The sequence below is a fragment of the Nocardia australiensis genome (genome assembly GCF_020733705.1).
In the GTDB taxonomy this organism is placed as follows: Bacteria; Actinomycetota; Actinomycetes; order Mycobacteriales; family Mycobacteriaceae; genus Nocardia; species Nocardia australiensis.
On record NZ_JAJFZM010000001.1, the window covers coordinates 1,308,020 to 1,333,441 of the forward strand.

22 protein-coding genes and 1 pseudogene are annotated in these 25,422 nt (G+C 64.7%); 10 read left to right on the forward strand and 13 right to left on the reverse strand.

Features of this window, described 5'->3' with window-relative positions; all coding sequences use genetic code 11:
* Positions 1-27 precede the first annotated feature (27 nt).
* The 3 genes from LKE06_RS05985 to LKE06_RS05995 are packed head-to-tail and all read left to right on the forward strand — an operon-like array spanning position 28 to position 3,279.
* Positions 28-903, forward strand: coding sequence for a fumarylacetoacetate hydrolase family protein (locus LKE06_RS05985; RefSeq protein WP_227997626.1), 876 nt, complete (start codon positions 28-30; stop codon positions 901-903).
* Entirely contained in the window at positions 900-2,423 is a 1,524-nt protein-coding gene (locus LKE06_RS05990) for an aldehyde dehydrogenase (NADP(+)) (RefSeq protein ID WP_227997627.1), read from the forward strand. Before LKE06_RS05985 ends, LKE06_RS05990 begins: the two co-directional genes overlap by 4 nt.
* A 4-nt stretch (positions 2,424-2,427) precedes the next feature.
* Entirely contained in the window at positions 2,428-3,279 is an 852-nt protein-coding gene (locus LKE06_RS05995; RefSeq protein ID WP_227997628.1) for an SMP-30/gluconolactonase/LRE family protein, read from the forward strand.
* Positions 3,280-3,582: 303 nt separating this feature from the next.
* Here LKE06_RS05995 and LKE06_RS06000 read toward each other — a convergent pair whose 3' ends face one another.
* The gene (locus LKE06_RS06000; RefSeq protein WP_227997629.1) at positions 3,583-4,386 is read right to left on the reverse strand and encodes a hypothetical protein; all 804 of its coding nucleotides are present in this window, start codon (positions 4,384-4,386) and stop codon (positions 3,583-3,585) included.
* A gap of 114 nt (positions 4,387-4,500) precedes the next feature.
* Complete coding sequence (locus LKE06_RS06005; protein WP_227997630.1) at positions 4,501-5,058, reverse strand: lipoprotein LpqH; 558 nt, start codon at positions 5,056-5,058, stop codon at positions 4,501-4,503.
* A gap of 127 nt (positions 5,059-5,185) precedes the next feature.
* Here LKE06_RS06005 and LKE06_RS06010 point away from each other — a divergent pair, with 127 nt between their 5' ends.
* The 4 genes from LKE06_RS06010 (at position 5,186) to LKE06_RS06025 (ending at position 10,739) form a co-directional block, all read left to right on the forward strand.
* Positions 5,186-6,724: a hypothetical protein gene (locus LKE06_RS06010; RefSeq protein ID WP_227997631.1), complete on the forward strand. Its 1,539-nt coding sequence runs from the start codon at positions 5,186-5,188 to the stop codon at positions 6,722-6,724.
* Positions 6,724-7,803 carry a proline dehydrogenase family protein gene (locus tag LKE06_RS06015; RefSeq protein ID WP_227997632.1) on the forward strand — a complete coding sequence of 360 codons (1,080 nt, stop codon included), beginning with the start codon at positions 6,724-6,726 and terminating at the stop codon, positions 7,801-7,803. The genes LKE06_RS06010 and LKE06_RS06015 overlap by 1 nt, the downstream gene beginning before the upstream one ends.
* A 1-nt stretch (position 7,804) precedes the next feature.
* Positions 7,805-9,373: a tetratricopeptide repeat protein gene (locus LKE06_RS06020; protein WP_227997633.1), complete on the forward strand. Its 1,569-nt coding sequence runs from the start codon at positions 7,805-7,807 to the stop codon at positions 9,371-9,373.
* A 103-nt stretch (positions 9,374-9,476) separates the two neighbouring features.
* Positions 9,477-10,739, forward strand: coding sequence for a CHAT domain-containing protein (locus tag LKE06_RS06025; protein WP_227997634.1), 1,263 nt, complete (start codon positions 9,477-9,479; stop codon positions 10,737-10,739).
* 72 nt (positions 10,740-10,811) lie between these two features.
* On the opposite strand, the gene LKE06_RS06030 is transcribed toward LKE06_RS06025, so the two are convergent.
* From LKE06_RS06030 to LKE06_RS06050, 5 genes are all read right to left on the reverse strand, one after another.
* A complete protein-coding gene (locus LKE06_RS06030) occupies positions 10,812-11,651 on the reverse strand; it encodes an alpha/beta fold hydrolase (RefSeq protein ID WP_227997635.1) in 840 nt (279 codons plus the stop codon).
* A 101-nt stretch (positions 11,652-11,752) separates the two neighbouring features.
* The gene (locus LKE06_RS06035; RefSeq protein WP_227997636.1) at positions 11,753-12,478 is read right to left on the reverse strand and encodes an amino acid ABC transporter ATP-binding protein; all 726 of its coding nucleotides are present in this window, start codon (positions 12,476-12,478) and stop codon (positions 11,753-11,755) included.
* Between the two features lie 85 nt (positions 12,479-12,563).
* Positions 12,564-14,354, reverse strand: a complete 1,791-nt coding sequence (locus tag LKE06_RS06040; RefSeq protein WP_227997637.1) for an ABC transporter substrate-binding protein/permease — start codon at positions 14,352-14,354, stop codon at positions 12,564-12,566.
* A 263-nt stretch (positions 14,355-14,617) separates the two neighbouring features.
* Entirely contained in the window at positions 14,618-15,412 is a 795-nt protein-coding gene (locus tag LKE06_RS06045; RefSeq protein ID WP_227997638.1) for an LLM class F420-dependent oxidoreductase, read from the reverse strand.
* Positions 15,413-15,483: 71 nt separating this feature from the next.
* Positions 15,484-16,431: a helix-turn-helix transcriptional regulator gene (locus LKE06_RS06050; protein ID WP_227997639.1), complete on the reverse strand. Its 948-nt coding sequence runs from the start codon at positions 16,429-16,431 to the stop codon at positions 15,484-15,486.
* Between the two features lie 358 nt (positions 16,432-16,789).
* Here LKE06_RS06050 and LKE06_RS06055 point away from each other — a divergent pair, with 358 nt between their 5' ends.
* Positions 16,790-17,962 (forward strand): histidinol-phosphate transaminase, encoded by a 1,173-nt coding sequence (locus LKE06_RS06055; RefSeq protein ID WP_227997640.1) that lies wholly within the window; start codon positions 16,790-16,792, stop codon positions 17,960-17,962.
* Positions 17,963-18,027: 65 nt separating this feature from the next.
* Positions 18,028-19,101: an ABC transporter ATP-binding protein gene (locus LKE06_RS06060; protein ID WP_227997641.1), complete on the forward strand. Its 1,074-nt coding sequence runs from the start codon at positions 18,028-18,030 to the stop codon at positions 19,099-19,101.
* Between the two features lie 126 nt (positions 19,102-19,227).
* Here LKE06_RS06060 and LKE06_RS33075 read toward each other — a convergent pair.
* The 4 genes and pseudogenes from LKE06_RS33075 to LKE06_RS06080 form a co-directional block, all read right to left on the reverse strand.
* A pseudogene (locus LKE06_RS33075) lies at positions 19,228-19,401 on the reverse strand (DUF397 domain-containing protein); the annotation flags it as partial.
* A 211-nt stretch (positions 19,402-19,612) separates the two neighbouring features.
* Positions 19,613-20,764 carry an alkane 1-monooxygenase gene (locus LKE06_RS06070; protein ID WP_227997642.1) on the reverse strand — a complete coding sequence of 384 codons (1,152 nt, stop codon included), beginning with the start codon at positions 20,762-20,764 and terminating at the stop codon, positions 19,613-19,615.
* Positions 20,765-21,019: 255 nt separating this feature from the next.
* On the reverse strand, positions 21,020-22,210 hold the full coding sequence (locus LKE06_RS06075) for a lipase family protein (protein ID WP_227997643.1): 1,191 nt from the start codon (positions 22,208-22,210) through the stop codon (positions 21,020-21,022).
* 395 nt (positions 22,211-22,605) lie between these two features.
* The gene (locus LKE06_RS06080; RefSeq protein ID WP_227997644.1) at positions 22,606-22,800 is read right to left on the reverse strand and encodes a hypothetical protein; all 195 of its coding nucleotides are present in this window, start codon (positions 22,798-22,800) and stop codon (positions 22,606-22,608) included.
* 24 nt (positions 22,801-22,824) lie between these two features.
* On the opposite strand from LKE06_RS06080, the gene LKE06_RS06085 reads away from it, so the two are divergent.
* Positions 22,825-23,823 carry an o-succinylbenzoate synthase gene (locus LKE06_RS06085; protein WP_227999295.1) on the forward strand — a complete coding sequence of 333 codons (999 nt, stop codon included), beginning with the start codon at positions 22,825-22,827 and terminating at the stop codon, positions 23,821-23,823.
* Between the two features lie 160 nt (positions 23,824-23,983).
* Here LKE06_RS06085 and LKE06_RS06090 read toward each other — a convergent pair whose 3' ends face one another.
* Both LKE06_RS06090 and LKE06_RS06095 read right to left on the reverse strand, forming a co-directional pair.
* Complete coding sequence (locus tag LKE06_RS06090; RefSeq protein WP_227997645.1) at positions 23,984-24,496, reverse strand: TIGR04338 family metallohydrolase; 513 nt, start codon at positions 24,494-24,496, stop codon at positions 23,984-23,986.
* Positions 24,493-25,338 (reverse strand): DUF2786 domain-containing protein, encoded by an 846-nt coding sequence (locus LKE06_RS06095; protein ID WP_227997646.1) that lies wholly within the window; start codon positions 25,336-25,338, stop codon positions 24,493-24,495. The genes LKE06_RS06090 and LKE06_RS06095 overlap by 4 nt, the downstream gene beginning before the upstream one ends.
* Positions 25,339-25,422 lie beyond the last annotated feature (84 nt).

Consider the following 25,422-nt stretch of genomic DNA (forward strand, 5'->3'; position numbering starts at 1 on the left):
GACGACCTGGCGAGCAAAGGACCACCGATGAACCTTGTCCGATTCCTCGACGACGACGGCAGAGCGAAACTGGGCGTGCTCGACCCGGCCGGTATCCATCCGCTACCGCTGCCTGACATGGCGACCCTGCTGCGACACAGTGCGGCCGAGATCAGGGAACTCACCGAGCAGGCGATCGAGACCGGCGCCATCCGGTCACTCGCTCGAACACCGCTGCTGGCACCGATCGACGGGCTTACCGAGGTCTGGGGCGCCGGTGTCACCTATCTGTTGTCCCGATCCGCCAGAATGGAGGAGTCGCGGCACGATTTGGTGTATCAGGACGTCTACGACGCGCAACGACCGGAACTGTTCTTCAAGTCCGCCGCCTGGCGGGTGCGCACCGATGGTGAGCAGGCTGGGATCCGCCCCGACTGCCCTGACAGCGTTCCAGAGCCGGAGCTGTGCCTGGTCCTCAACCGGCACGCCGAGATTATCGGAGCGCTGGTCGGCAACGACGTCACCGCCCGCGGAATCGAGGCCGAAAACCCCATCTACCTGCCGCAGGCCAAGCTTTATGCCGGTAGTTGCGCGCTCTCGGCGCGGATCGTCCCGTGGTGGTCGATCACCGCCCCGGAAGATCTCGGCATCAAGATGACGATCCAGCGTGGTCAGGAAACAGCATTCAGCGGCGAGACCCGGACCTCGTCGATGAAACGCGGTTACGCCGAACTGATCGAATGGCTGTTCCAAGCCAACGAGTTCCCCGATGGCGTCGTGCTGTCCACCGGGACCGGCATCGTCCCCCCACTGGGCGAGGGTCTGCACGACGGCGACGTAGTCACTGTGTGCATCGACCAGGTCGGCGTTCTAACAAACACAATTGCGCAGATCCAGCGCACGGAAGGAGCCCTCGCGCGATGACTGTCATCAGCCTGAACCCGACGGATGCAAGCGTGAACGGCTCCGTCGAGGACACCACACCAGAGCAGTTACACACCATTTTGACCGCCGCGGCGGCAGCAGCACCCGCGGTCGCCTCAACATCAGCAGCAACGCGCGCGGACTGGATGCGAGCGGTCGCCAATGCGCTCGACGAGCGCGCCGACGAACTGGTGGCCTTGGCCGACCGGGAGACCGCCCTGGGATTCCCGCGGCTGACCGGCGAGCTGGCCCGCGCAACCGGTCAACTACGGCTGCTGGCATCCCACGCCGAGACCGGCCAACCCTTCGACCCGACGATTGACACCGCCGACCCGGCATGGACTCCCACACCACGTCCGGATCTGCGTTCGATTCGTGTCGGTATCGGCCCGGTCCTGGTGTTCGCCGCCAGCAACTTCCCCTTCGCTTTCAGCGTCGCTGGTGGCGACACCGCCAGCGCGTGGGCTGCCGGTTGCCCGGTAATCGTCAAAGCCCACCCCGGACATCCGCTGCTGTCGGCCGCGGTCGCCGACACCATCACGGCTACCCTTGCCGAAAATGGAGCACCTGCAGGGATATTCGCACTCATCCACGGGTACAGCACCGGCACGGCGGCCCTTGCCGCCCCTGAGATCGCCGCGGCAGCTTTCACCGGATCCACGGTCGGTGGCCGCGCCCTGCACGACATCGCGGCCGCCCGCGAGAACCCGATCCCATTCTTCGGGGAACTGGGCGGCATCAACACAGTCGTCGTCACCGGGCGCGCGAACTCGGAGCGCCCCGAGGAGATCGCCGCGGGACTGAGCCAGTCCTTCCTGCTCGGCGCCGGCCAGTTCTGCACAAAGCCCGGACTGGTCCTGCTACCGGCCGACAGCGATGTACCGGCCCGCCTCGCGACACTGATCGCCGACCTCCCCGCGCCGGTGATGCTCGGCATCGACCTGCGCGACCAGTACCGGGGACGGCTCCGAGACTTCCTCGCGCACAAACCCGTGCAACAAGTGGCGGCCGGGCTGGAGCCGACAGATCAGACCGGAGCCCACGAACGGATCACCGTCGCGCAGACCACGACTGACGCCCTGCTGGCCGACGTCGAGGGGCTCACCGAGGAGCATTTCGGACCCACCACCCTGCTGGTCACCTACGACTCGCCCGAAGAACTGTGGCAGGCGGTCACAGTGTTGCCCGGTTCGCTGACTGCCGGCGTGCAGCGGGCGGCCGGTGAGGATGTCACCGATCTGGTCGCGGCGCTGGCCAGGCGAGCCGGGCGGGTGTTGGTCGACGACTGGCCGACCGGGGTTGCGGTCAGTTGGGCGCAGTTCCACGGCGGGCCGTATCCGGCCACCACCGATCCCCGACACACCGCCGTCGGCACCGCAGCGATCGACCGCTTCCTGCGCACAGTCGCCTACCAACACGTCCCCGAAGACGCACTGCCCCCGTGGCTGCACGACAGCAACCCCGATCGAATCCTCCGGCGCATCAACGGAACCCTCACCACAGAGCCGGTAAAGCAGTGAACCGATGAAGACCTCGACAGCCCAACAGTTCACCGGTGTTGTGACCCATCACGGTGAAGGGCCGGTGTGGCTGAACGGCCAGGGCCTCGTCGTGCTCGACATGCTCGCTGGCGACATCGTCCTGCTCGACGGAGCCGGCAAGGTCTCTCGGCGGGTCAACGTCGGACCGGTGGTCGCCGCCCTGCGCCCGCGACGTGGCGGCGGTTTCGTTGCCGGGATCGAACGTGGCTTTGCCCTGCTCGACAACCACTGGACGGTTACCGACACCATCGAATGCTGGACCGATCCCTCCATCCGCATGAACGATGGAACCTGCGATCCGGATGGCCGGTTCTGGTGCGGGTCCATGTCCTACGACTTGGCCCCGGGCGCCGGTGCGCTGTGGCAGCTACACCCCGACGGCGCCACCACCATAGCCGCGTCCGGCGTCGGCTGCTCGAATGGTCTGGCATGGACTCAGACCGGCACTCACGCCTATTACGTCGACAGCCTTACCAGCCGGATCGACATGATCACTCTGGGGTCCGACGGGAACATCCTGAGCAGGACGCCCTTCCTGGACACCGCCGATCTGGGTTTCCCCGACGGCCTCGCCGTCGATCGGGCCGACGGCGTCTGGCTCGCTCTCTTCGATGCGGGCCGCCTGGTCCACGCCGACCGTCATGGCCGCCTCGACGCCGAAATCACCATTCCAGCAAGACAAGTCACCGCCTGCACTTTCGGTGGCCCCCGATTCGACCAGCTCTACATCACCACATCCCGATATCAGCTCACCGAGCCGGAACAAGGGGCCGGAGCCGTGTACATCGCCGAGCCGCCGATCGGCGGATTCAGACCGTTCGCATTCCGCAGCTGAATATCGGGGTCACCGGGCCGGTGGTGCCCGGCCTCGATCAGGTTGCCGATCACGGTGCGCAGCTGCTGTTGGGCGGTGATCGTGGCGGCGTCGTCACCGGGTGCCAGCCGCACCGCATCCAAAGGTGCGGTCCAGAAACTGCGGCCGGTCTCCAGGGCACAGACCGCAGCCAACTGGTGATGTCCACCGCCGGCACCAATCTGCCGGGGCGAGCCGTACGGAAGGCGAGGGCGCGGACAGCCGACAACGCGAATATTGCTCTCGTTCAGTGAATCGAACGAGAGCAACATTCGTTTTGCGGGGCTAGGCATTGACTGGCAGGGCGATGACGACCTCCTGCTCATTTTCGGGCAGATAGTGGACCCGCAGTATCCGACCGACCTGCACGTTGGCTATCGCGGCCGGGGGCAGGAACTTTTCGGCGCGGGTACTGAATGTTGTCCCGTTGGGGCGGGTTACCGCGAGACCGAGTTCGATCTTCGTGTGGCCGTCGCGAATTTCACCCGGCACCGAGAGCGATTGCACCACAGCCTGAGTCGCGATTCCACGGGCGGCGATGTCGAGCTTTCCTCTGGTGGTGAAGCCTTTTCGAATCATGGACTCGTTCATGGCTCGTTGAGCGGCGGCAGGGTCGCCGGAACGATCGACCTCGACCTTGTCGGTTCGATCAGGCAGATAGCGCACGGGAAGCACGACACCTGGCTGCAGTAGCGCGAGTTCGGTGAGCGGGACGATCATCTTCGCGGCGGAATCGAAGATCTTGCCGTCCATGCCTTCGACACTGAATTCGATGCGCACCTGCGGCTGATCGTTGACCGTCAGCCCGGTCTGACGGAACGACTTGATGGTGCCGATACCGATGCGGCCATTGCGGAAGGCCGAGCTATTGGCGCCGTTGAAGGCCTGCATGATGCCGTCGCCGCTGAAGGCGAAAACGATGGGGACCACGGTGAGTGCGATGATCGGCAGCGCCATCTGCGGGCCGACCCAGGCGAGAACACCGTCGTCGAAGGGGCCGGACGGGGTATAGGTGAGGCCGTGCCAGAGGTAGTAACCGACCGACAGGACTCCGAATGCGGCGGCAAGCCACCGGGCGATGGACTTCATGATGTTCCTCGAGGTTCGAAAGAGGCTGGTGGACAGATAGATCCGCGCACGCCCCGATCGAGGGATTTCAGGGCGTGCTCGAGCGTGAGCGGATCAGTGGGATACGGATCGGGCTCAGCCGCCGACGACGGTCGAGCAGGTGAAGGTGATGTCGAACTTCGCGGTGGTAGGGCCCGCCATCGGGTTGGACATATCGCCGCTGACCCCCTCACCGGTGACCTTGTAGGTGTTGCCGTCTTTCACGACCTTGGCCGAACCGCCGGGCATGCCGTTGCCGAAGCCGATCGCGTAGGGCAGACCGTTGGAACCACCCTTGCTGCCCGCGACCGCCACCGCGTCGACGGTGTCGGTGCCGGAGATGGCAGCGCTGACGCTGAGGGTGCCGTAGGTCGCGTTGTTCGTGTCACTGAGTGCGAGCGCCAACTGGCCGCCCTGCTTGGCGCAGGTGGTTTCGAACTTTCCATCGAGCGCCTTGCCGTCGACCGAGGCCGTGGACGCGCCACCCGAGGCCGGGACCGACGGTGCCGCCGAGGAGCCCGCGGCAGTCGAGGTGGCCGAGGACGCGGCCGACGAGCCGCTCGAATCATCGCTGCAGCCCGTGACGAACAGGGCGAGCGCAGCGGCGGAGACGGTGAGAGCGGCGGCGTAGACGCGGACCGGCTTGGTGTTCATGGTTGGTTCCTTTGCTTCGTTCGGCCCCGGTGTGGAGCCGATACGAGAAAGGTAGGAACCGATCGCGCCCTACCGATCCCAGGTTTCCCGGGGTCTCGAACGGGCAAAACTCCGCTAGCCTGGTCGAATGCGACGACCGCGCGCCCTGGTGCTCGACGAAGTCTGGCGCGGGCTCGACGGCGTCGAACCGCTGAGCGGACCGCAGGGCGGACCACTTCGGCGGACGGTGAAGCTCATCCTGGACCCGCTGGTGATCCGCCCGGTGCAGCACCCGCAGTGCGCCGGCCCCATCGTGACGCCGGACGGGGCGAGGCTGCTCGCCACCCGCGTACACGCCGCCACCGATGTGCTTCGCGCGACGGCCGCATGGTTCACCCTGCTCAAACAGGTACGCCGGACATTGCGAATCACCGAGGGCAACCCGCAGGATCTCTACTTCCAGCGCTGTTACGAGCTGGCGACCACGATGGGCATGCCGGACCCCGCACAGGGTCGAGCGACCGCCGAGGCCACCCTGCGCGACGTGCACGAATTCGCGGCCGGGCGCACCACAACGGCATTGAAGGAGTACATCACCGAGGGTTCGCAGATTCGGGAGTTGGTTGGACTGATCGATGTCGCATGGCGACGCAGGCCAGCGGGTGCGACCACCGCCGACCACCGCGCGCAGTTCACCGCGCTGCTGGACGCATGTGCGGCCGCCCGTCTCGGTCAGCACCGCGATCGAGACGACAATGGGCAAGCGGGTTTCGATCGACTGGTCAAGACCAACGCCGGAACCCACAGCGGTATCGAACTCTGGCACCAGGATTGCGTGCCATCGGCCCACCAACTCGGCCTCACCGTCCGGCCGGCACCGCAACCGCCCGCGCTGGGCACATCCGCGTCGACATCAACCCTCGGCCTCCCCTTCGACCGGACCATCTACGAACGCGTTTTCACAGCCCTACAGGCATCAAGCGACCGCGCCGAACTACCCCCCATCCCGGACCTCGTCACCATCGAGATTGCCCGAAGCTGTTCTCCCTGGGCACTTTTGGACGAATCCCTACGCGTCGCAGCCGCAGCCGGCACGGAACTCGCCCTTGGCCTTTCCCCAATCGGCGACCCAGCGCAACGGACTGATTTCAACCAGCCGACCCAGGCGACGCAACCGGATGACCGCGCGCGGCCGAACCACTCCGCACAGCCGGACCATAGTTCGCAGCCGGATCATTCGGCACGGCCCGATAGCGAAACGCAGCCCCACAGCCCCGCACAACCTGTCGTCGCCGACGTGGCCGACGGGCGGCCGCGCGACAATCAGTCGCCCGCGCAAACTGCGGCGCATCGCGTTATCAATGGGCGTTGGCAGCGTGAGGCGTATGTTTTACAGGCGCGGCGACTGGTGGTGAGCGCCGCTGGCGCGGGTTCGCGGGCCGGGCCGTTGGCCGATATCGCGGCCGAACTTCGCACACCGTGGCGTCCGTATCTGCGGCGGCTCTGGGTGCGGCTGCATGGTCGCGATGTGCGGGAGACCGCAGTGTATGACCCGAATGAACTGTGGGACCTTCTCGATGGCGTGGCCAGGTCGGTCATGCTCGATCACCGAATGCGGGTCAAACAGGCACTCAGCCTGAGTTCCCGTGCGCCCGAAGCGGACTCGACCGAATCGAGGGCGAGCTGATGACCGATACGGTGACCATCAGAGCGGCGGGGGACGGGATCTGGGTCATTGCCCCCGAGGGCGCGCCGACTGTATTGGACGGCGCCGCGGGTATCGATGTCACGGTGCTCGAGGTGCACGGCGGCCACCTGTCATGGAGTGTGCTCGCCGCAGAGCCGATTCCGGCGGCGGTCATCGATGACCTCGATGCCGCGCAGGAGTGGATTTGGGCTATCTACGGCGAGCCGGTCGCGCTCGCCATCGCCGACTTCGGTAGTGCCGCAATCGCACTCACGGCGGATCCGAAGCTACCGCAGCTCGCCGCGGACGTGTGGCGGCTGGGATTCGCGCAGTGGGCGGCCCGGTGGTGGCCCGCGTCGAGCATAGACGCGATCGCGACGCTCGACGAGCACCTACTCGCCGAGGAGATCGTCACGCTGACCGAGGCATGCGAGCTGCTCGTGGACGACGACGGGCTCGTTACATCCGAGGAAGCTACCGCCGCCGAGTTACCTGCTCGCGCTGAGGATTACGCTCTCGCGGCAGGTCCCGGAGCAAACGCGACGCAGGGTGCGCTGGTCCTGGGACAGGGCACCTGCGGATGGGATTGGCGCGGGTGTCCGCCGGGGCTCATCGATGCTTCCGAGCGTGCCGTGTCGTGGGAATTGGTTCGCGAATCCGGCGCCACAACCATTCGGGTGCATGTCGTTGCCGCACCGCAATTGGGTGCCGACGTGCCGCCGCACCTGCGACCGTTGGCGTTGATCAGCACTCCGGCGGGGGTCGTGACCGCCGAGCTGAATCTCGAAGGCGATACCTGGCAGGCAAGCGCGCACTGCACCGCCGAAGCGGTTCTCGCAGTTGACATCCACGTCCCCGGTATCGGTGCGCGGGCAGCTACCGGCCTCGGCGGTGCGGGCATCCAACAAGGAAGCATCGGTGCGTTGAGGGCTGACGACATCGGCGGGGCGAACATCCGCCAACGAATCCGTGAGCTTGCCGCCGCGCGCCTGGCGAACGCGACAAGCACACTCAGCGTTGCCTTCGAAGCCCCGCTGCTATCCGAAATCGTTGCAGCGGCGAATGATTCGGACTTCTGACATGCATCCCGACGACGGTAGCAAGCTACTCGCGGAAGGCGCTGCGGCATACGGTCGCGGTGATGTCGCCGAGGCGTTGCGTCAGTTCGAGGACATCGCGCGCACGTCGACCGGCGGACTGCGGGTGAGTGCATTGATCAACGCGGCCAGCATGTGCGACGAACTCGGCGACCACACCGGCGCGATCACCCGGTTCCGCGAGGGCCTGGCCGAAATGCCGCAGGACGCCATCGAGAAGCGGCCCGCGGCACTGATCAATCTCTCCCAGGCGCTTCAGCATGTCGGCGATCTCGACGGAGCACAGGCGGCGCTCGAGCAGGCGCACACCATCCTCACCAGCAACGACGACCAGACCATGACGCGGGTGGCCTGCCTGCTTTCATTGACAGCCGTCGCCTTCCACCGCCAGCAATGGGCATACGCGATCGAGATCGCGACCGAATCATTGGATGCGGCAATGCGTTTCGCTCCGCATCTGGCGGGTCACCCGCTCTCGACACTGTCCGGCATCCACTTCGAAACCGGCCGCCGCGAGCTGGGGCTCGACTTCGCCGGGCAGGCGCTGGCGGCGTTCGAGGCGGCGGGTGATACCAATGCCGTCGCGGAGACCGAACAGAACCTCGCCGTCATGTACGTCAGGGCCGACCGATTGGACGAAGCGGAGGAACTACTGCGGTCCTCCCAGGAGTACTTCGAGCGGTCCGGACTGGGCTATCGGGCCGGGGTCGGCCTCGAGACCATGGGATTCCTGGCCGAGGGCCGCGACGACGACGCTCGGGCCGATGAGCTCTACGGCCGCGCCCTGGCCGATTTCCGTGCCTCCGGCGCGGTACTCGACGCCGCCGACGTGCAGGTTCGCCTCGCTTCTGTGGCCTATTCGACCGGACGCTTCGACGAGGGCGAGGACCTACTCGCCGCCGCATTCAATACCTACGCCGAGCGCGGTCTCGGATTACACTGCGCCCAAATAGATTTCTGGCACGCCGCACTGTACGAGTCAGTCATCGAGGCCACGCCGCAGCCGGATCCTGAATTGCTCTCCTGCGCAGTCGATCTCGCTGTCGCCTCCGCACTCGCCATCGACGCCGTCCGCCACACCCTCCCCAACGGCAACCAACGCGAGCAATGGAACCGCCAGATCGCCGACCCCGCGATGCGATTGGCCTTTCGCTTCGCCTACCTCTCCGGCGACGGCCGACTCATCGACGATCTCATCGAAACCCAATGCGCAGGTACCACATTGAATATCGATAGATCCGAATCCCAACCACCCACCCGGCTCCCCCTCGACCTACTGCCGGCCCCCGAAGATCCGCCCACCGTCACCAACTCGGACGCCGCATCCGCTCCCCGCACAGCCCAGCCTCCCGGCAACCCGCCCGATCACGGGCCGGTACTGCACCTCGGTGCCGCGTTGGCCAGTGTCGCGGCGAGTGCCGGTCTGCCGGTTGCGCCCCCGCCGCGTATCGCTGTCGCGCCCGATGGACATATCGCGCTGGCGGGGTATATCGCCGCTGCCGAACAGCGTTACGGGCGTCCCGTTCGCGACAGTCGGGTGTTGCGAGCATGAGGAGTGAGGTGTGCGCCGAACGGTTCCGAGCACGTAGACATCGTGAGTTCCCCTGGTGTCATATGCGTTTCGGCGGGCACCCGGCGCATGTTGGGCGCTCGATATGAGTACGGAGCAGCAGCCGACCGTTGTGGTTCGGATGGCGGATGCGGGTGATCTGTATATGTCCTGGCGGTGGGAGGCGGATACCTATCCGCCGGGTGCGAGCATGCTGCCGGTGGCCGATATCGACGACGCGCTACGGCAATTGGCCGACGCGCTGCCGAATCTTGCCGAGCCCGGCGGGCTCGGACGCGCGCTGACCACCGGCGCGTTCGCGTCCTACGAGTCCGAATATTCAGTGGCACAGAGACTTTCGCAAGCGCTGCTGCCTTATGGCCTCGCCGCCCAACTGTACGACCTGCATGTGCGCGGCATTCGCCCCCACATCCGGCTGCAACCGTCGCCTCGGGTCGCGCAGGTCCCATGGGAGATCATTGCTCCGGATCCCGCGCTGCGTCTCATCGATATCGCCGATGTCAGCCTGCTCGCCCCGGCGAGCATTGCGCAGAGTCCGGGTCGAATAGCACAGCGCTGGAACGATATTCGAAATCTGCCGGTGGTTGCGGTGCTGGACCCGCGCATCCCCGGCTACCGCGCGGATTCCACGCTGGGCTCGGTGCTCGGTCGCATGGATGCCGACACCCCGCTTTCCCGGCGCATCGCCGAGTACCAGGCGCAAGACCGCCTGCTGCCCACCGTCGAAGATCCGACCGACGCTTTTCGGCGCACCGACGTAGACCGCGCTTGGCTGGGAAAAGTCCTGCGCGACGGTGCTAGTCGCTTGATCTACGTCGGCCATGTGACCGCGGCAGCACCCGAATCCGGCCAAAGCGAGAACGCCGAGCTGCATCTGGCCTGTACGGCCGACACAGTCGGCTTCGCCACCTCCACTCGTGCCCATCGCCCACTGTCAGCCAAAGACCTCCTGCTCGGCACCTACACTCTGACACCCGAACCGGAAGGCGGACAACAGCTCTGGCCAATGCCGAGCCGAGTCGCGCTGATCGCCTGCGAAAGCGGCGGCGACATGCGCTTCAGCGAGGCCCTCGGCCTGGTCGCCGCCATGATCAGTGGCGGCGCCGAACTGGTCACCGCCAGTCGATGGGCGCTGCCTACCGATCTCGCCTTCCAGAAGTTGGCCGACGCCGTCGACGCCCACCCCCTCCAAGACGCTATCTGCGCAATCGACGCCGCGCACGAACAGCCGGACCCGGTGAAAGCCCTCGCCGACTGGCAACGAGCCCGCCTCACCGCCTGGCGCCGCGACCGAACAATCGAACATTCCCCCATCCTCTGGGCCGCCTTCGCCACGGTCCGCACCTAGACCGAGACCGGCCGAACGGGAGCGATGTCCATGATCGGCGCCGGTGTCGGAAACTGTTCGGCGGAACATGCGTTAAATACGGTGCGCAAGAAGGTGTTCCATGATCAAACGGGTAAGCGCCTCCGGCGCCTGTTCCGGGATCCAGTGCGAAATGTCCTCGAGCATTTCGAACCGATATGGCCCGGTGACGTGCTGCTCGGTGCCCAGCGCCGCCGTGGAGCCGACCGTGCTGTCCTCGGTGCTCCACACATAAAGCGTCGGCACCGACACCGGACCGGTGGGCTCCGCCAAATGCATTGCGCGGTACCAATTCAGGGCGGCGGTCAGCGCTTCGGGCTGGGTCAATCGGTGGATGTAGTCTTCGACACGCTCCTCGGGGACCTTCCATTCGAAGATCTGACGCAAGGCTGCCGCATCGTTGGCGAGCAGAACGCGCTCGGCCACTCGGGGCCGCCGTAGCGTTGCGAAATATGCCGAGCGTTGCGCCTGGTCCTCGTCCTCGGTCAACGCCCGCAGGAAGGCCGCCGGGTGCGGTAGCGAAACCGCTGTCCAGGTGCGAATCCGTTCCGGCATACTCGCCGCCGCCGCCCACCCGACGTAGGCGCCCCAGTCGTGACCGACCAGATCGAATCGCTCCCAACCCAATTCGTCGGCAATGGCCGCGACATCGCCCACCAACTCCTCGACCCGATAGTCGGCGACATTCCCCGGCCGCACCCCCGACGAATAACCACGCTGATCAGGTGCGACAACATGACATCCACCATTACCGAGCGCACCGAGCTGAAACTCCCACTCGATCGCCGCCTCCGGAAACCCATGCAAGAGCATCACTTCACGCCCCCCGCCCTCCCCACAGGACAACGCGTCGAACGTACCCACCCCGGTAGGAATCTCGATTACCTCGATCACCCGCCGACTCTAAACGCCCCCCACATCCCCGCCGCCGAGTGGTACATGGCTGCGGCGAATGCCGACCAGCCCTCTCCATGATGTGCCACTCGGCGGCTGGATTACAGCACCTGGGAGAGGAAGCGCTGTAGACGTGGGGTCTGGGGGGAGTCGAACAAGGACTCCGGCGTACCGGTCTCCACCACCTGACCCGCGTCCATGAAGACGACGCTGTCGGAAACGCTGCGAGCGAATCCCATTTCGTGGGTCACCACGATCATCGACATACCACCAGAGGCCAGGTCGGACATCACCGCGAGGATGCCCTTCACCAGTTCCGGGTCCAGCGCGGAGGTGGCCTCGTCGAAGAACATGATCTCCGGTTTCATGGCCAGCGCGCGGGCGATCGCGACCCGCTGCTGCTGCCCGCCGGACAGGTTCGCCGGCCGTGAATCGGCCTTTTCGGCTAGGCCGACGACCTCGAGCTGTTCGATAGCCAGCGCCCGCGCCCGCTCCTTGGACAGCCCACGCAGCTTGCGCGGCCCCAGCGCCACATTATCGGCGACCGTCTTGTGCGGAAACAGATTGAAGTGCTGGAACACCATGCCGATGCGCTGACGCAGCCGGTCGGGGTCTTCGGTGAGCACCGATGCCCCATCGAGCAGCACGTCGCCCTGGTCCGGCTCGCGCAGCCGGTTCAGTACCCGCAGCAGTGTCGACTTGCCCGAACCCGACGGTCCGATGACGGTGGTAGTTCTTCCCGCGTCGACGTGAATGTCAATACCGCGAAGCACATGGTTGCTGCCGAGCCTCAGGTGTAGGCCGGTACCGGTGAGGGAAGCACTCATGCCTCCACCTCGCTGGCGCTCGGTTCCGGCCTGACCGCTCCTAGCGCTGTGTTCTCGATTCGCTCGCTGCGCTCGCTCATGTGACCTACCCACGCCCTTCCGTGATCGTGGCGGCCTCGATCTCGTCGATGGGTTGATCGGGCCGGCCGGTACGCATGCGACGGTCGATGTAATTCACCAGGTGGGTGAGCGGAATGGTCAGCAGCAGGTAGACCAGTCCCGCCGCGACCAGCGGGGAGAGGTTTCCGGTCTGCGCGTTCAGGTCTCGGCCGACCGCGAACAGCTCACGCTGGGTGGCAAGCAGGCCGAGGAAGTAGATCAGTGAGGAATCCTTGATCAACGCGATGAACTGGTTCATCAGCGCGGGCAGCACCCGCCGCACGCCCTGGGGGATGACCACAAGCACCATCGATTGCCGATAACCGAACCCGATGGCGCGCGCCGCCTCCAGTTGGCCCGGCTCGACCGACTGGATACCGGAGCGAAAAATCTCACCGATATAGGCCGAGGCCAGCAATGCCAATGCGATGGCACCGAGCCAGTACGGATTGTTCCCGGTGATATCGCCGACCACCGGGCCGATGCCGAGCCCGATGATCAGGATGATCACCACGGCGGGCAGGCCACGGAAAATATCGGTGTAAACCCGTGCCGGCCAACGTAACCAGCGCGTCCTGGAGATTCCGGCGACCGCGAGGAGCATCCCGAGAACCGTGCCCAGCACACCCGAAACCAGCGCCAGGATAATGGTATTCGGCAGACCGGTCTTGAACAGATCAGGAAAGGCTTTACGGTACAGCGACCAGTCGAAAAACGTGTCCTTCAACTGCTGCACAGTGGATTTCGGGGCGTTCTGCGCATGATCGGCGGGCTGCTTCTCGGCAGCGATGGCTGCGAAGTCCGGAAGTTGCGGTACCGGTGCGGCTTTCGAGCCCGGTTTCCATCCCGGTGGCAACTGCCTCGGCACCCAATCGGTGTAGAGCCGCGCGTAAGTACCGTCCGCGATCACCGCGTCGAGACCGCTGTTGAGCGCGTCGATCAGCGGCTGGTTTTCCTTGGCGACCGCGTAGCCGACGAAGTTGTCCAGGCTGAAGGTGTTCTGAATGATCGAGGTCGCGTCACCCGGCTTCACCAGCCCCTCGGCCTGCGCCGATGGCGCTACCCACGCGTCGACCTGACCGGACTTCAGATTCGCGTACGCGGTGGCGTAGTCAGGAAACTTCACCGGGTCCAGGTGCAGCTGGTTGACCACGTAATCGTCCTGCACGGTGCCCTGGACGACGGCGATCCTGGTGCCCGCCCCAAGGTCCGAGAAGCCTTTGATGGCACTACCATTCGAGACGACCAGCGAGAAATAGCCGAAGTCGTAACCGTTGGTGAACCCGACGCGTTCGCGCCGCTGCGCGGTGGTGGTGATATTCGACGAGCCGACATCGAAACGCCCACCGGAGACCTGAGAGAGCAGCGGCGCGAACTCGGTGCCCGAAAACTCCACTTGCAGACCGAGTTTCGCGCCGATAGCGCGCAACAGCTCGTTGTCCATGCCGGTGAAGGCGCCGGTCGAGTTCAGGCAGATGCTCGGCGGCGCGTCCGAGAGCGTACCGACGCTGAGCTTGCCGGGCGTAATGAGCCGCAGCTTGCTGGTGTCGATCGACTCCAGCGGCGCGGTGGTCGGTGTGGTGTATCGATCCGCACCCGCTGTCGCCGCCGAGGCCAGGTTCGTCGGCGCCGCCGACGCGGCACTCACCCCCGGCGGGGAGCATTGATCACTGGAGGAAGAATCGTCGCCGGAACCGCATGCCGTCGCCGCGAGGCCGACTGCAAGCAGCATCACGGCGGTTAACGCACGAAACCGCACAGCGGGCAGACCAGCCATGGTCGACAACCATAGACCGGAACCACCGCAAATTTGCAGTTACACCGCGGCCGATCCGACACGGACGGCGACGGCGTGGTCCGGCTACGGCAGTGCGGAAGCCCGACCCGCGACGCCGTATCCGCCTACGGCGATGCGGGATCGAGCCTCCACATTGTCGGGGCCAACAGCGGCGGATCGGGTCCATACTCGGGCCGCCCCGGGTTTAGATCATCGTGATTCGAACCCCGTATCGACGGACCGCTCCCACCCGGCAATCCCGCTCAGGCGAGCCCGCCGACCGGCTCCGGGTTGATCTCGTCACGCCAGTTGATCGCCCGCCGCACCTCGCCGAGGTCATAGTCCGGGCCGCCGATACCGACGGTGAACAACGTGACACCCGCCTCGTGCAGCGCGACTGCCTGCTCGGCACCCGGCCACTGCACCGAGCGCTCGATGTGCTCCTCGTCAGTGCCGACCGTCGCGCAATGCTGCGCGAGCACCCTGTTCTTGTGTGCCAGCACGTCGAGATCGGCGAAGGTGTGCCAGATATCGGCGTACTGGGCGACCAGAGGCAACGTCTTCTTCTCACCGCCGCCGCCGATGAGGATCGGGATATCGCGGGTCGGCTGCGGATTCAGCTTCTTCAGGCGCGCGTCGATGCGGGCCAGATGCCTCTTGAGAAGGTCCAATCGCGTTCCCGCACTACCGAATTCGTAGCCGTACTCGTCATAGTCACGCTGAAACCAGCCCGCACCGATCCCCAGGATCAACCGTCCATCACTGATGTGGTCGACGGTGCGCGCCATATCGGCGAGCAGGTCCGGATTGCGGTAGCCGCCACCGGTGACCAGCGCGCCGAGTTCCACGCGCTCGGTCTGCTCGGCGACCGCACCCAGCATCGTCCAGCATTCGAAGTGCGCGCCGTTCGGATCACCCGTCAATGGGAAGAAGTGATCCCAGTTGAAAACGATGTCGACACCCGCGTCCTCGGCCCGTAAAACGGCATCGCGGATAAGTCCGTAATTCGGTGCGTGCTGCGGCTGTAGCTGAACTCCGATACGAACCGGTCGGGTCATTCCATGCTCCTCGTCGCTGGTATCTGACCCCCCGACCGAGGCTACCGGCGATACCGGAATTTTGTTGACTGTCAGCCGTGGCGGATATCGCGGGGGCTGGCACCGAACCGCTGACGCACAGCTGTACTGAAAGCACTCACCGAACCGAAACCAAGCCGCAACGCAATCTCGGTGATACTCCAACCGCTATACGCGGGACTACGTAACCGCGCATATGCCACCTGTAACCGTTCTTCCTTGATCAACCGGCTCGGCGTGGTCCCCGTACTCCGAAGCGCAAGCTGAACCTGCCGCAAAGACCAACCCGAAGCATGCGCGACCACAGCCCCACTGAGATCTGGATCCTCGACATGAGCACGCACATAGCGCCGCACAGCCGCTTCGACATCAGCGAGATGACCAGACTCTGTCGGCAGATCACCAACCACATGCATACACAACAGTTCAACCAGCCGATCAGAAACAACATCGAACTGGTGCGTCGAGAGATTCCCACCCTCAGCGAAAAGCCCGGCCGCCAGATCAACAGCCACCCGCCCCAGCCCAGCACTCAAATCCATCGGCCAACCCGGCCGCCCGGCACGATCGAGCCGATGATCCACCTCACGCCGCGGAATAGTCATGAACAATCCGACGGTGCCGTCGGCGACCGCGAAGGCGGATGGCTGATCGAGGGTCACCAGACATCCGACGCCCGGTAGCAGGACCGCGTGCTGATCACGCTGCCAGAGGGCCATATGTCCGGAGACAGGTAACAACAATCGATAGTCGTCGTCGGAATCGCCGCGCACCTGTCCGGGCGTGCGGTAGTAGGTCACTGCCTCGGAATGCCATCTGACGATCTGATAGTTGCTCGTGCGTCGTACCGTGGTGCGCCCATAGAAGTCGGCGGGACGCGCAAAAGCGTAGCCCAACTGGCGTTGGTAGGAGTTGATCAGCTCTGACCAGTAGTCCGCGCGTTCGCGCGGCGCGACCTCACGTGTCGTGGCCGACTCGGCGATGACGGTATTGTCCTTCACCCGCATCACATCCCCTGCTTCCCTACGATCACGTCCGAGCCCACCGAGCCACCGAATCGCGCGGATAGGCGCTGGACAGGAACCGAGCATATCGGTAAGCGAGTGAAAGTTTGCGCGTGTCCACAACTTTGCTACGCGTACCGACAACCAGGGTGCGCGCACGACTCTTACGGTGATTGATGCATACCGCGGGACCAAGTGGACTACGACACCCAATCCCACAGTCAGTCCGACCGCGGCTGACATCGACCGCCATGAGGGACGGCCGATCCAAGCCCTGGTGCCGAATCCAGGCCGTGTCAATGTTAGCGAGAACAAAATGGCGGCACATAACAGTGAGGTCGTTAACACGCGACCGATGGGTGCATCGGTGACCATTTCCGACCTGCCTATCCGGAAGCGGTTGCACAACCAGAAGCCTTATACCGCACCGCAATTGACCGCGCCGGTGCGATTGAACGTAAACGAGAGCCCCTTTCCGCCATCACAGAAACTCATAGACGATATTTCCAGTTCCGTGCGATCCGCACTTGATTCACTACACCGCTATCCGGACCGAGAAGCATTTGCCCTACGCTCCGAACTCGCCCACTATGTAACCGCCCAGTCAGGCGTGGATGTCGGACTCGAGAATATATTGGCAGCCAATGGTTCACTCGAGAGCTTGCAGCAAATCATGCAGGTCTTCGGTGGCCCCGACCGCAGTGCACTGAGCTTCGCACCGAGTTATGCGATGTACAAGATCATCGCAACGACCGCGGAGACCGAATGGCTGGACGGCGGTCGCCGCACGGATCTGACGTTGGATATCGATCATGCGGTCGCGGTGATCAGCGCGGTCCGCCCCGACATCATTTTCCTGACGAACCCGCACAACCCATCTGGTCAGACTCTCGCCACTGCCGACCTCGAGCGAATACTGGAAGCCGCGCCGGCCGTCGTCGTGGTGGATGAGGCCTACAGCGAGTTTTCGTTGTCCCCCAGCGCAATAAACTTGATCGACCGGTTCCCGGCAAAACTGATTATCACCAGGACGATGAGTAAGGCATTGGCCTTCGCTGGTGGACGGCTCGGCTACGTGGTCGCCGCGCCGGCCGTAATCGCGGCCATGAGATTGGTTCGGTTGCCCTATCACCTCTCGACGGTGACCCAGGCCGCGGCGCTGGCCGCGCTACGTCACGCCGACGACACCCTGTCACAGGTCTCCGAGCTGATCCGGGAGCGAACGCGAGTCGCAGTGATCCTGCGCGACATGGGATTCGAGGTCATCGATAGTGATGCGAACTTCTTTCTGTTCGGCCGGTTCGCCGACACCGCACGCTCCTGGCAGCACTACCTCGACCACGGTGTCCTCATCCGTGATCTGGGCATACCTCATTACCTTCGCGTGACCGTCGGCCAGGTCGCGGAGAACAACAGATTTCTGGAAGTCAGCGAGAAACTATCCGCGCTGGCAACAGGTGGAACAGACCGCGGATGCTTTCATGACCGAACTCGAGCATCCAGCGTGCCGATCGCGCACACCCAGTAGACTCCCGGATTCCACCCTCTACTCGGATCGTCCGGCACGTTCCTGCCGGTGAAGGGAGAATCGCCGTGGCTACGGTGACTTTCGATAGCGCTACCAGGCTCTACCCCGGTAGCACCACACCCGCTGTCGACCAGCTCGATCTGGAGATCGCCGATGGTGAATTCCTTGTTCTGGTCGGCCCGTCCGGCTGCGGGAAGTCGACCTCGCTGCGCATGCTCGCTGGGCTCGAAGAGGTCAATGGCGGTCGAATCCTGATCGGCGCCAACGACGTTACGCACGCGGAGCCCAAGGAACGCGATATCGCGATGGTGTTCCAGAACTACGCTTTGTACCCGCATATGACCGTCGCCGAGAATATGGGCTTCGCGCTCAAACTCGCCAAGGTCGCCAAGGCGGAGAAGGAAAAGCGGGTGCTGGAGGCGGCGAAGCTGCTCGACCTGGAGCCCTACTTGGACCGCAAGCCGAAGGCGCTGTCGGGCGGTCAACGCCAGCGCGTCGCCATGGGCCGCGCCATCGTCCGCCAGCCGCAGGTGTTCCTCATGGACGAGCCGCTGTCGAACCTGGACGCCAAACTGCGCGTGCAGACCCGCACCCAGATCGCCCAGTTGCAACGCCGGCTCGGCACCACCACGGTGTATGTCACCCACGACCAGGTCGAGGCCATGACCATGGGCGACCGCGTCGCGGTACTGAAAGATGGTCTGCTGCAACAATGCGCGACACCGCGCGACCTCTACCGCGACCCGGCGAACGTATTCGTAGCCGGCTTCATGGGCTCCCCCGCCATGAACCTGTTCACCCTGCCCGTAGCCGACGGCGCGGTATCGCTCAACGGCCACCCGCTGCCGGTGCCACGCTCGGTCGCCGGCGCGGCCGAAGGTTCCGTCGTTGTCGGCATCCGCCCCGAACACTTCGAACTCGGCGGCGACGGCGCGGGCATCGAACTGGAGGTCGACGTCGTCGAGGAACTCGGCTCCGACGCCTATATCTACGGCCGCGCCGCAGACAAAGGCGCCGAAACCATTGTCGCGCGCGCAGATTGGCGCAACCCACCGGCCAAGGGCGACCGAGTCCAACTGTCCACCGCCGCCGAAAGCACCTACTTCTTCTCCGTCGAAGACGGCCGCCGCCTGAACTGAGCACACAAGCCCCGCCTTCGAATCATCAACGAGGGCGGGGCTTTTGGCTGTGCGGGCCAGGGTCGGTCGAGCACGCCGCTCACAAACACCGGCGGTGAAAGCGGTCCACCCACCCGGGTTGAAAACCAAGGCAGGACCGGTGGGATTCTTGGAGTCACGAACGCCGACCAGGCCATAGGAATCGCGCAATTCTGTTACGAGGCGGCGTTGCCATGCCCGACTGATGATGCCGTGGGTCAGCCGTCGGGTGGTGCGCGGTCTGGCCATGATCTGCGCGGCGAGGTCCAAGGCTCGCGGCATCAAGTCGGGCTAGGCAATGTGAATACGTTCTATTCCATTGCACGGCAACAGCTTGCAACCCGAACTATTCGATGCCGGAGCATTTCGCCAATGACACGTCCACCACCACCTATCGCAAGCAATCGATATGAGTCACGACGCAGCCAAATGTATGTATTCTGTTCTGCCCGTTACGTAACCGAAACCAGCCTTCAACGCACGGTCAGTGGGACTATCCGGTCGCACCTCGGATGAAGTGGCGACGCTTGGGCGGCGGTTTGGTGTTAACGAGCATGAGGTCGCCGCCGTAGTGGGCCAGGACCCGGCGATCCATCACCGCACGCCAGAGCGGAGGCACTACGGCAAGGATGATCATGCTGGCGTAGCCGAGTGGAAGCTGCGGCGCCTGCTCCAAGCTGCGCAAAGTCTGGTAGCGGCGGCCCGGATTCGCGTGGTGGTCGCTGTGACGTTGCAGATGGAACAGGAACACGTTCGTGACCAGGCGGTCGCTGTTCCAGCTGTCGCGCGGTGCGCATCGTACGTAAAGGCCGTTGGCACGCCGCGGACGAAGCAGCCCATAATGCTCGACGTAGTTCACCGTCTCCAGCAACCCCACGCCGATCAGCGCTTGCAGCGCCAGGAACGGGATCACGAGGGGGCCGAAGATCAGGATCATCGTGCCGAACAACGCGATGCTCATCGACCAGGCTTGTAACAGATGGTTGTCCCGACTGAACCAACGTTTCCCTCTGCGGGACAGGCGTTCGCGCTCCAAAGCGAGTGCCGAGGAGAGGCCGCCGAGTATGCTGCGCGGCAGGAACTCCCACAGTGATTCGCCGAATCGTGCGCTGGCGGGGTCCTCGGGCGTCGCGACGCGCACATGATGGCCGCGGTTGTGCTCGACGAAAAAGTGCCCATACCCGGACTGCGCCAGTGCGATCTTCGCCAGCCAACGCTCCAGGTGCTCGGCTCGATGGCCGAGTTCGTGGGCGGCGTTGATCCCGATGCCCGACACAACCCCAAGCGTCACGGCAAGGCCCAGCTTATCGACCAAGCTCAGTTCAGTTCTGGACCACAGGTAGCCCGCGATAAGCAAACCAATGAATTGCATCGGCAGGAAAAGGTAGGTGCACCACCGGTAGTAGCGGTCATTGGACAACGCTTCATAATCCGCGTCACGCGGGTTGCTCCCGTCATCTCCCACCGCCCAATCCAACAGCGGGATCGCCACGAACACGATGATCGGACCGATCCACCAAAACACCTCCAGTCCAGTATGAACCACTAATTGAGAGGGAAGTAGCGCGCAAGCTGGTGCGATCAACCCCAGCACCCAGAGGTAACGTTTGGGGTCGCGAGCTTGCGAATGTTCGAAGATCGCCATAGACGTCTCGCTATCCAGAAGAAAAACACCGGATTGAGAGTGTGGCCGCGGTATTCGGTTTCGCTTGTCCGATAGCTATTCAGCGTAGCGGTTTTTCCGACACAAGCCAGCGAACCGTCAAAACCACTGCCTGACCGGAAGAGTGCCCGCTGCTGTCCTAGTCGGCGTTTTGGAATAACGGGCCGCACCGAGAAAGAACCCGACGCCGTCTATCCGACTGGATAGACGGCATCAGAATTAGCTATGCGTCCACGACTAAGGCAGCATGGCGCAGTTGGTCGGAGCGGGCTGGTCTGCGAGCCGATCGGTCATCCATGCCTGCGAGGCTGCCAATGACGGAAAAAATGCCAGGTCGTGGGTGCCCACAACTCCGGCGATGGTGGGAATCTCCGCATTCGCCTCCAGCTGAACCGGCACGCCGCTACCGCACCAACCGGCGGCCATATCGCGGATGGGCGGAAATGGCGCTCCCTCATCGTTCCTGGCCGAGGAGATGAGTACCGGCACCGCCGGGGTGCCGGCGCCGACACGCTGTTCGTCGAATGCTTGTTTCAAAACCGGGTTCTGACTGATCACGGTGGTGAGAGGTTGTCCGCTGGTGGTCAATTGGGATGTTTGCCGCTGTTGGTTGGACACTGAGACCGCAATGGCGCATTTGCCTAGGCCGTCGTTCAGGAGCGCCTTGCCTGCGTCGTTGAGTTCAGCGTCGAGCACCGGGCGGGTGTCGGGATAGTCGGCGGCAATACCGTTGAGAATGAAGGCGACGGCCGGTCCGATGCTGGCTTGGCCGTCGTTGTACCCGATGAAGTACTCGGGGTCCACCACGGGCCCGCCGATGTAGGCGCCGCGAACGTTCAGATCGGGGGCGTAGCTCGGTTGCAGTTCAGCCGCTCCGGCCGAGGCCATGCCCCCCTGGGAGTACCCGTAGAGCATGACCGGCGACCCGGAGCCGAGGCCGGTACCTGGCAACTGTAGCGCGGCACGGGCGGAGTCCAATACCGCGTAGGCCTGTGCTTTGCGGTTGAGGTAGTCGTGAACTTCGGGCGTGCCCAGGCCGTGATAATCGGTCACAACTACCGCCATACCGCGCGACAGCAGCGAATAGAGCGCCATCACGTCGTATTCGGCTATTACGTCGAGCGGAGGCTGGTATTGGACCGGCTGCGGTAGCAGCTTCGAGGGCGCGCACTGGTCACCTTGCCCCTGCGTGCCGACCCCGTACGCGACCAGCGGACGTTCGCCCGGGCCAGTCCACGGCAAGGTCGGCTGCAGATACGTCCCCACCACCGCGGTCGGTGCGCCGTGCGTATCACTGCTCAGGTACATCATCCGCGTCGACATCGCCGGGACGATGCCGGGCTGGCCGGGGCCTGACAGCACCAGCCCCGACGGTTCGGCGCGCATGACCATACCCGGCGCTCCCTGCGGTAGCGGCGCCGGAGGCATGTAGAAATCATCGGCGGCGGCCTCCACGGGTGGTTGTGCCGATGCGTGTGGCGCGGATATCGCTCCGCCTCCGACTAGAATGAAAGATCCCGTCAAGATTGCGGCCAAACTGCGTATCCGGCTCCTCACGAATTCGATCCTTCCTGCGATTTGGGGATGCCTATGGATCAACAATCGGATGCTGACAGTACTGCTAACGGGTATCGGTTATCGGCGAATCGAGATGATAATCGGCGTGTCTATGAAACTGGGCTGTAAATCGCGACCACTTCGTTAGCTGAACAAGATTCGAGGAGGTCGCCGGGAGCGCGCTTGGCGCCCGCGTACTGGGCAGGCGGTGCCGAGAACCCGCGAGTGAATGCCGCCCTTCGCGCTGTGCTCGAATGGCAAGCCGCTCAGCCAGATTTTGCGGCTTTCGAGGATCGCAGTGTCGGCACGTATTCCGGATTGAGCCGGATGCCGAGCTCTTCCAGTACGACCTCAGTTCCCGCATCGCTGGTCACGCGGACCCGCACCGGTGATCCGGCCGCCTCATCGACCAGCAGCAGCGGCGCGGGCCCCGTTTGCAGGTAGGCGTCACCCCACTGCATGAGGCTGCCGTCCGTAGGGTGGCGATGGTGACCACCGCCGACAGCGACGCCATCACCGAGACCATCGTCTACGCCATACCGATGCGAACCCGCTTTCGTGGCATCACGGTGCGCGAGGGGATGCTGTTGCGTGGGCCGCTCGGGTGGGGTGAGTTCTGTCCGTTCCCCGAGTACGACGATCGGGAGGCGGCGGGATGGCTGGCGACCGCGATCGAACAGGTGAGCTCTGGGTGGCCGGAGCCGGTGCGCCACCGGATTCCGATCAATTGCACGGTGCCCGCCGTCGATCCGGCGCGCGCGCACCGGATCGTCGCGGCGTCCGGCTGCCGCACGGCGAAGGTCAAGGTCGCCGACCACCCCGATTCGCTGCCCGAGGACCTGGCCCGCGTTGCGGCGGTGCGGGACGCGCTCGGCCCCGACGGGGCCGTTCGCATCGACGCCAACGCCGTCTGGGATGTGCCGACCGCGATCGCCCACATCAATCAGATCGACAGCGCGGCAGGCGGTTTGCAGTACGTCGAGCAACCGTGTCGCACCATCGAGGAACTCGCCGAGGTCCGCCGCGCGGTCGAGGTTCGCATTGCCGCCGACGAGTCCATTCGGCGCGCCGAGGACCCGCTGCGAGTCGCGGTCGCCGGTGCCGCCGATATCGCGGTGCTCAAATGCACTCCGCTGGGCGGTGTTCGGCGCGCACTGCGGGTCGCCGAACAGGCCGGGTTGCCGAATGTGGTGTCCTCCGCATTGGAGACCAGCGTCGGCTTGGCGGCCCAGCTCGCGCTGGCGGGCGCCCTGCCGGAACTCGAATTCGCCTGCGGGCTCGGCACCATCTCGCTGTTCGAAGGTGACGTCGTCACCGAATCCCTTCGCCCCGTCGACGGCTACCTCCCGGTACCTCGCACTCCGCCCAATCCGGACCTCGCACTACTAGAGCGATACCGGCAAAGCGACACCGACCGGGTGCGGTGGTGGCAACAGCGTTTCGACCGAGTGCGCAAGTTGGCCGACTCCCCGAGCATGCTCTGACAAGCGATTTTCGCGGCCCAGCCGCGCAATCCACGGGCACGCGATGGCGGCGTCGAGCAGGGCACGCGCCTGTCGGTGGGGCGGGCGGGCTGATATCGCGGTCGGTGAGCGCCTTGCCGCAGCCTCGGTTGCCGGACGAACACGCTCGCCGACGCGATTATCAGCCCAACCGCACTCCGCAACCGGCCATCGTTGTCCGCAATAGCAGCGCCGCTTCCGGGCCGATCACGCCGTCGACCAGTTCGACATAGCGCAGGCAGAATTCCGGCCCGTGTGGCGCGACCGATTCCGGGTCCGATTCCAGATGATGGGTAAGTTCGTGCAGCACAACGAGTTCGCGTAACGCCCACGCGGACCCACCGGTGTGCAGCGGTACCGCGAGGACCGCGTCAGCGGCCTCGTAGTGTGCCGCACTCGCCCCGGCCCGAGAGCGGACACGCACCGGCGCTAACGCTCGATCCCATTGTTCGCGAACCCAATTGAGCCCGAGCACCTTCTCGGCATAGGTCTGCACCGAGCCGACCGAGGCGAAGCGGCGCTCGATCGGGAGGGTGAGGTGCGAACCGTAGAGTTCCACCGTACGGTTGCCGTGCTCGTCGGCCCGGTCGAATACGCCGCGCACCAGCTGTTCGGCGTCATAGACCTTGGCGCGCTGCGTGTCTCGCGGACTCACGACACGCCGTCCCCGCCCGTCAATTGCCCGCGCGCGGCGCCGAGTTCCGGCGAGGTACCCAGCCTGGCGGCCCGCCCAGCCCGGTCACCCGCCCGCCGCGCCGCCGCCGAATGCCCGGCCGATGCCTGCGGGCCGCGCCAGGTTCCGCGCGCCTCGGAGGTCTTCGAGTAGAAATCGGTGAGTTCTATTTCCTTGTCGCGCAGCGCAAGCCCGGTGCCCGCGGCCGCGGATTCGGGAACCACCTCGGCCTCGACCTCCGCTTTCACCTCGGCCAGCCTGCGTCCGATGCGGGCCGCGAAGGCCATCTGAAAATTCAGCCGTGCCGTCACCGGGGCGACCGCCGCCTGCACCCGACGCTGTACCTGCCTGCCCCACCGTTTCTCGGTGACCACCTTCGCCACCGTAGCCGAGCGATACTGCCCGGATTTGATGTACTGATCCGAGGCACGCACCATCTGCACGAGCAGGCTGCTGTACAACGCCTCACACGTATCGATATCGGAATCGAAACCGTAGGCGTAGACCTGAGTGGAGGTTCGCGCAACATCGCAGCGCACATCATTCGCCGCCGCGATCGCGACGAACAATTGCACGTAGGTGCGCAATCCCTTCTTGCCCGGCGCGCCGATCGGAATCATCCGCTGCACCGGCGCCGGCCTGCGTTCACGCCCGGCGACGTGCGCACGAGCAACCGTCAGGTCGATGGATGATCGAGTCGCCAACCGCTGAGCCGCGGCGAGGAACGCCTCGGCCTCGTGCTCGTTATCGGTGGATTCGGCCTGGCGCAGTAGCCCGCCGATCCGCGTCAGCATCCGGTCGGGAACCGCATTCGGCGAAGTCATCCCCGTCAGCCTAGCGATCGGATTACCGGCACAATCAGGCGTCGCTCGTGAACACCATGTATCTTGCGTTGTGCATTAGTTTTG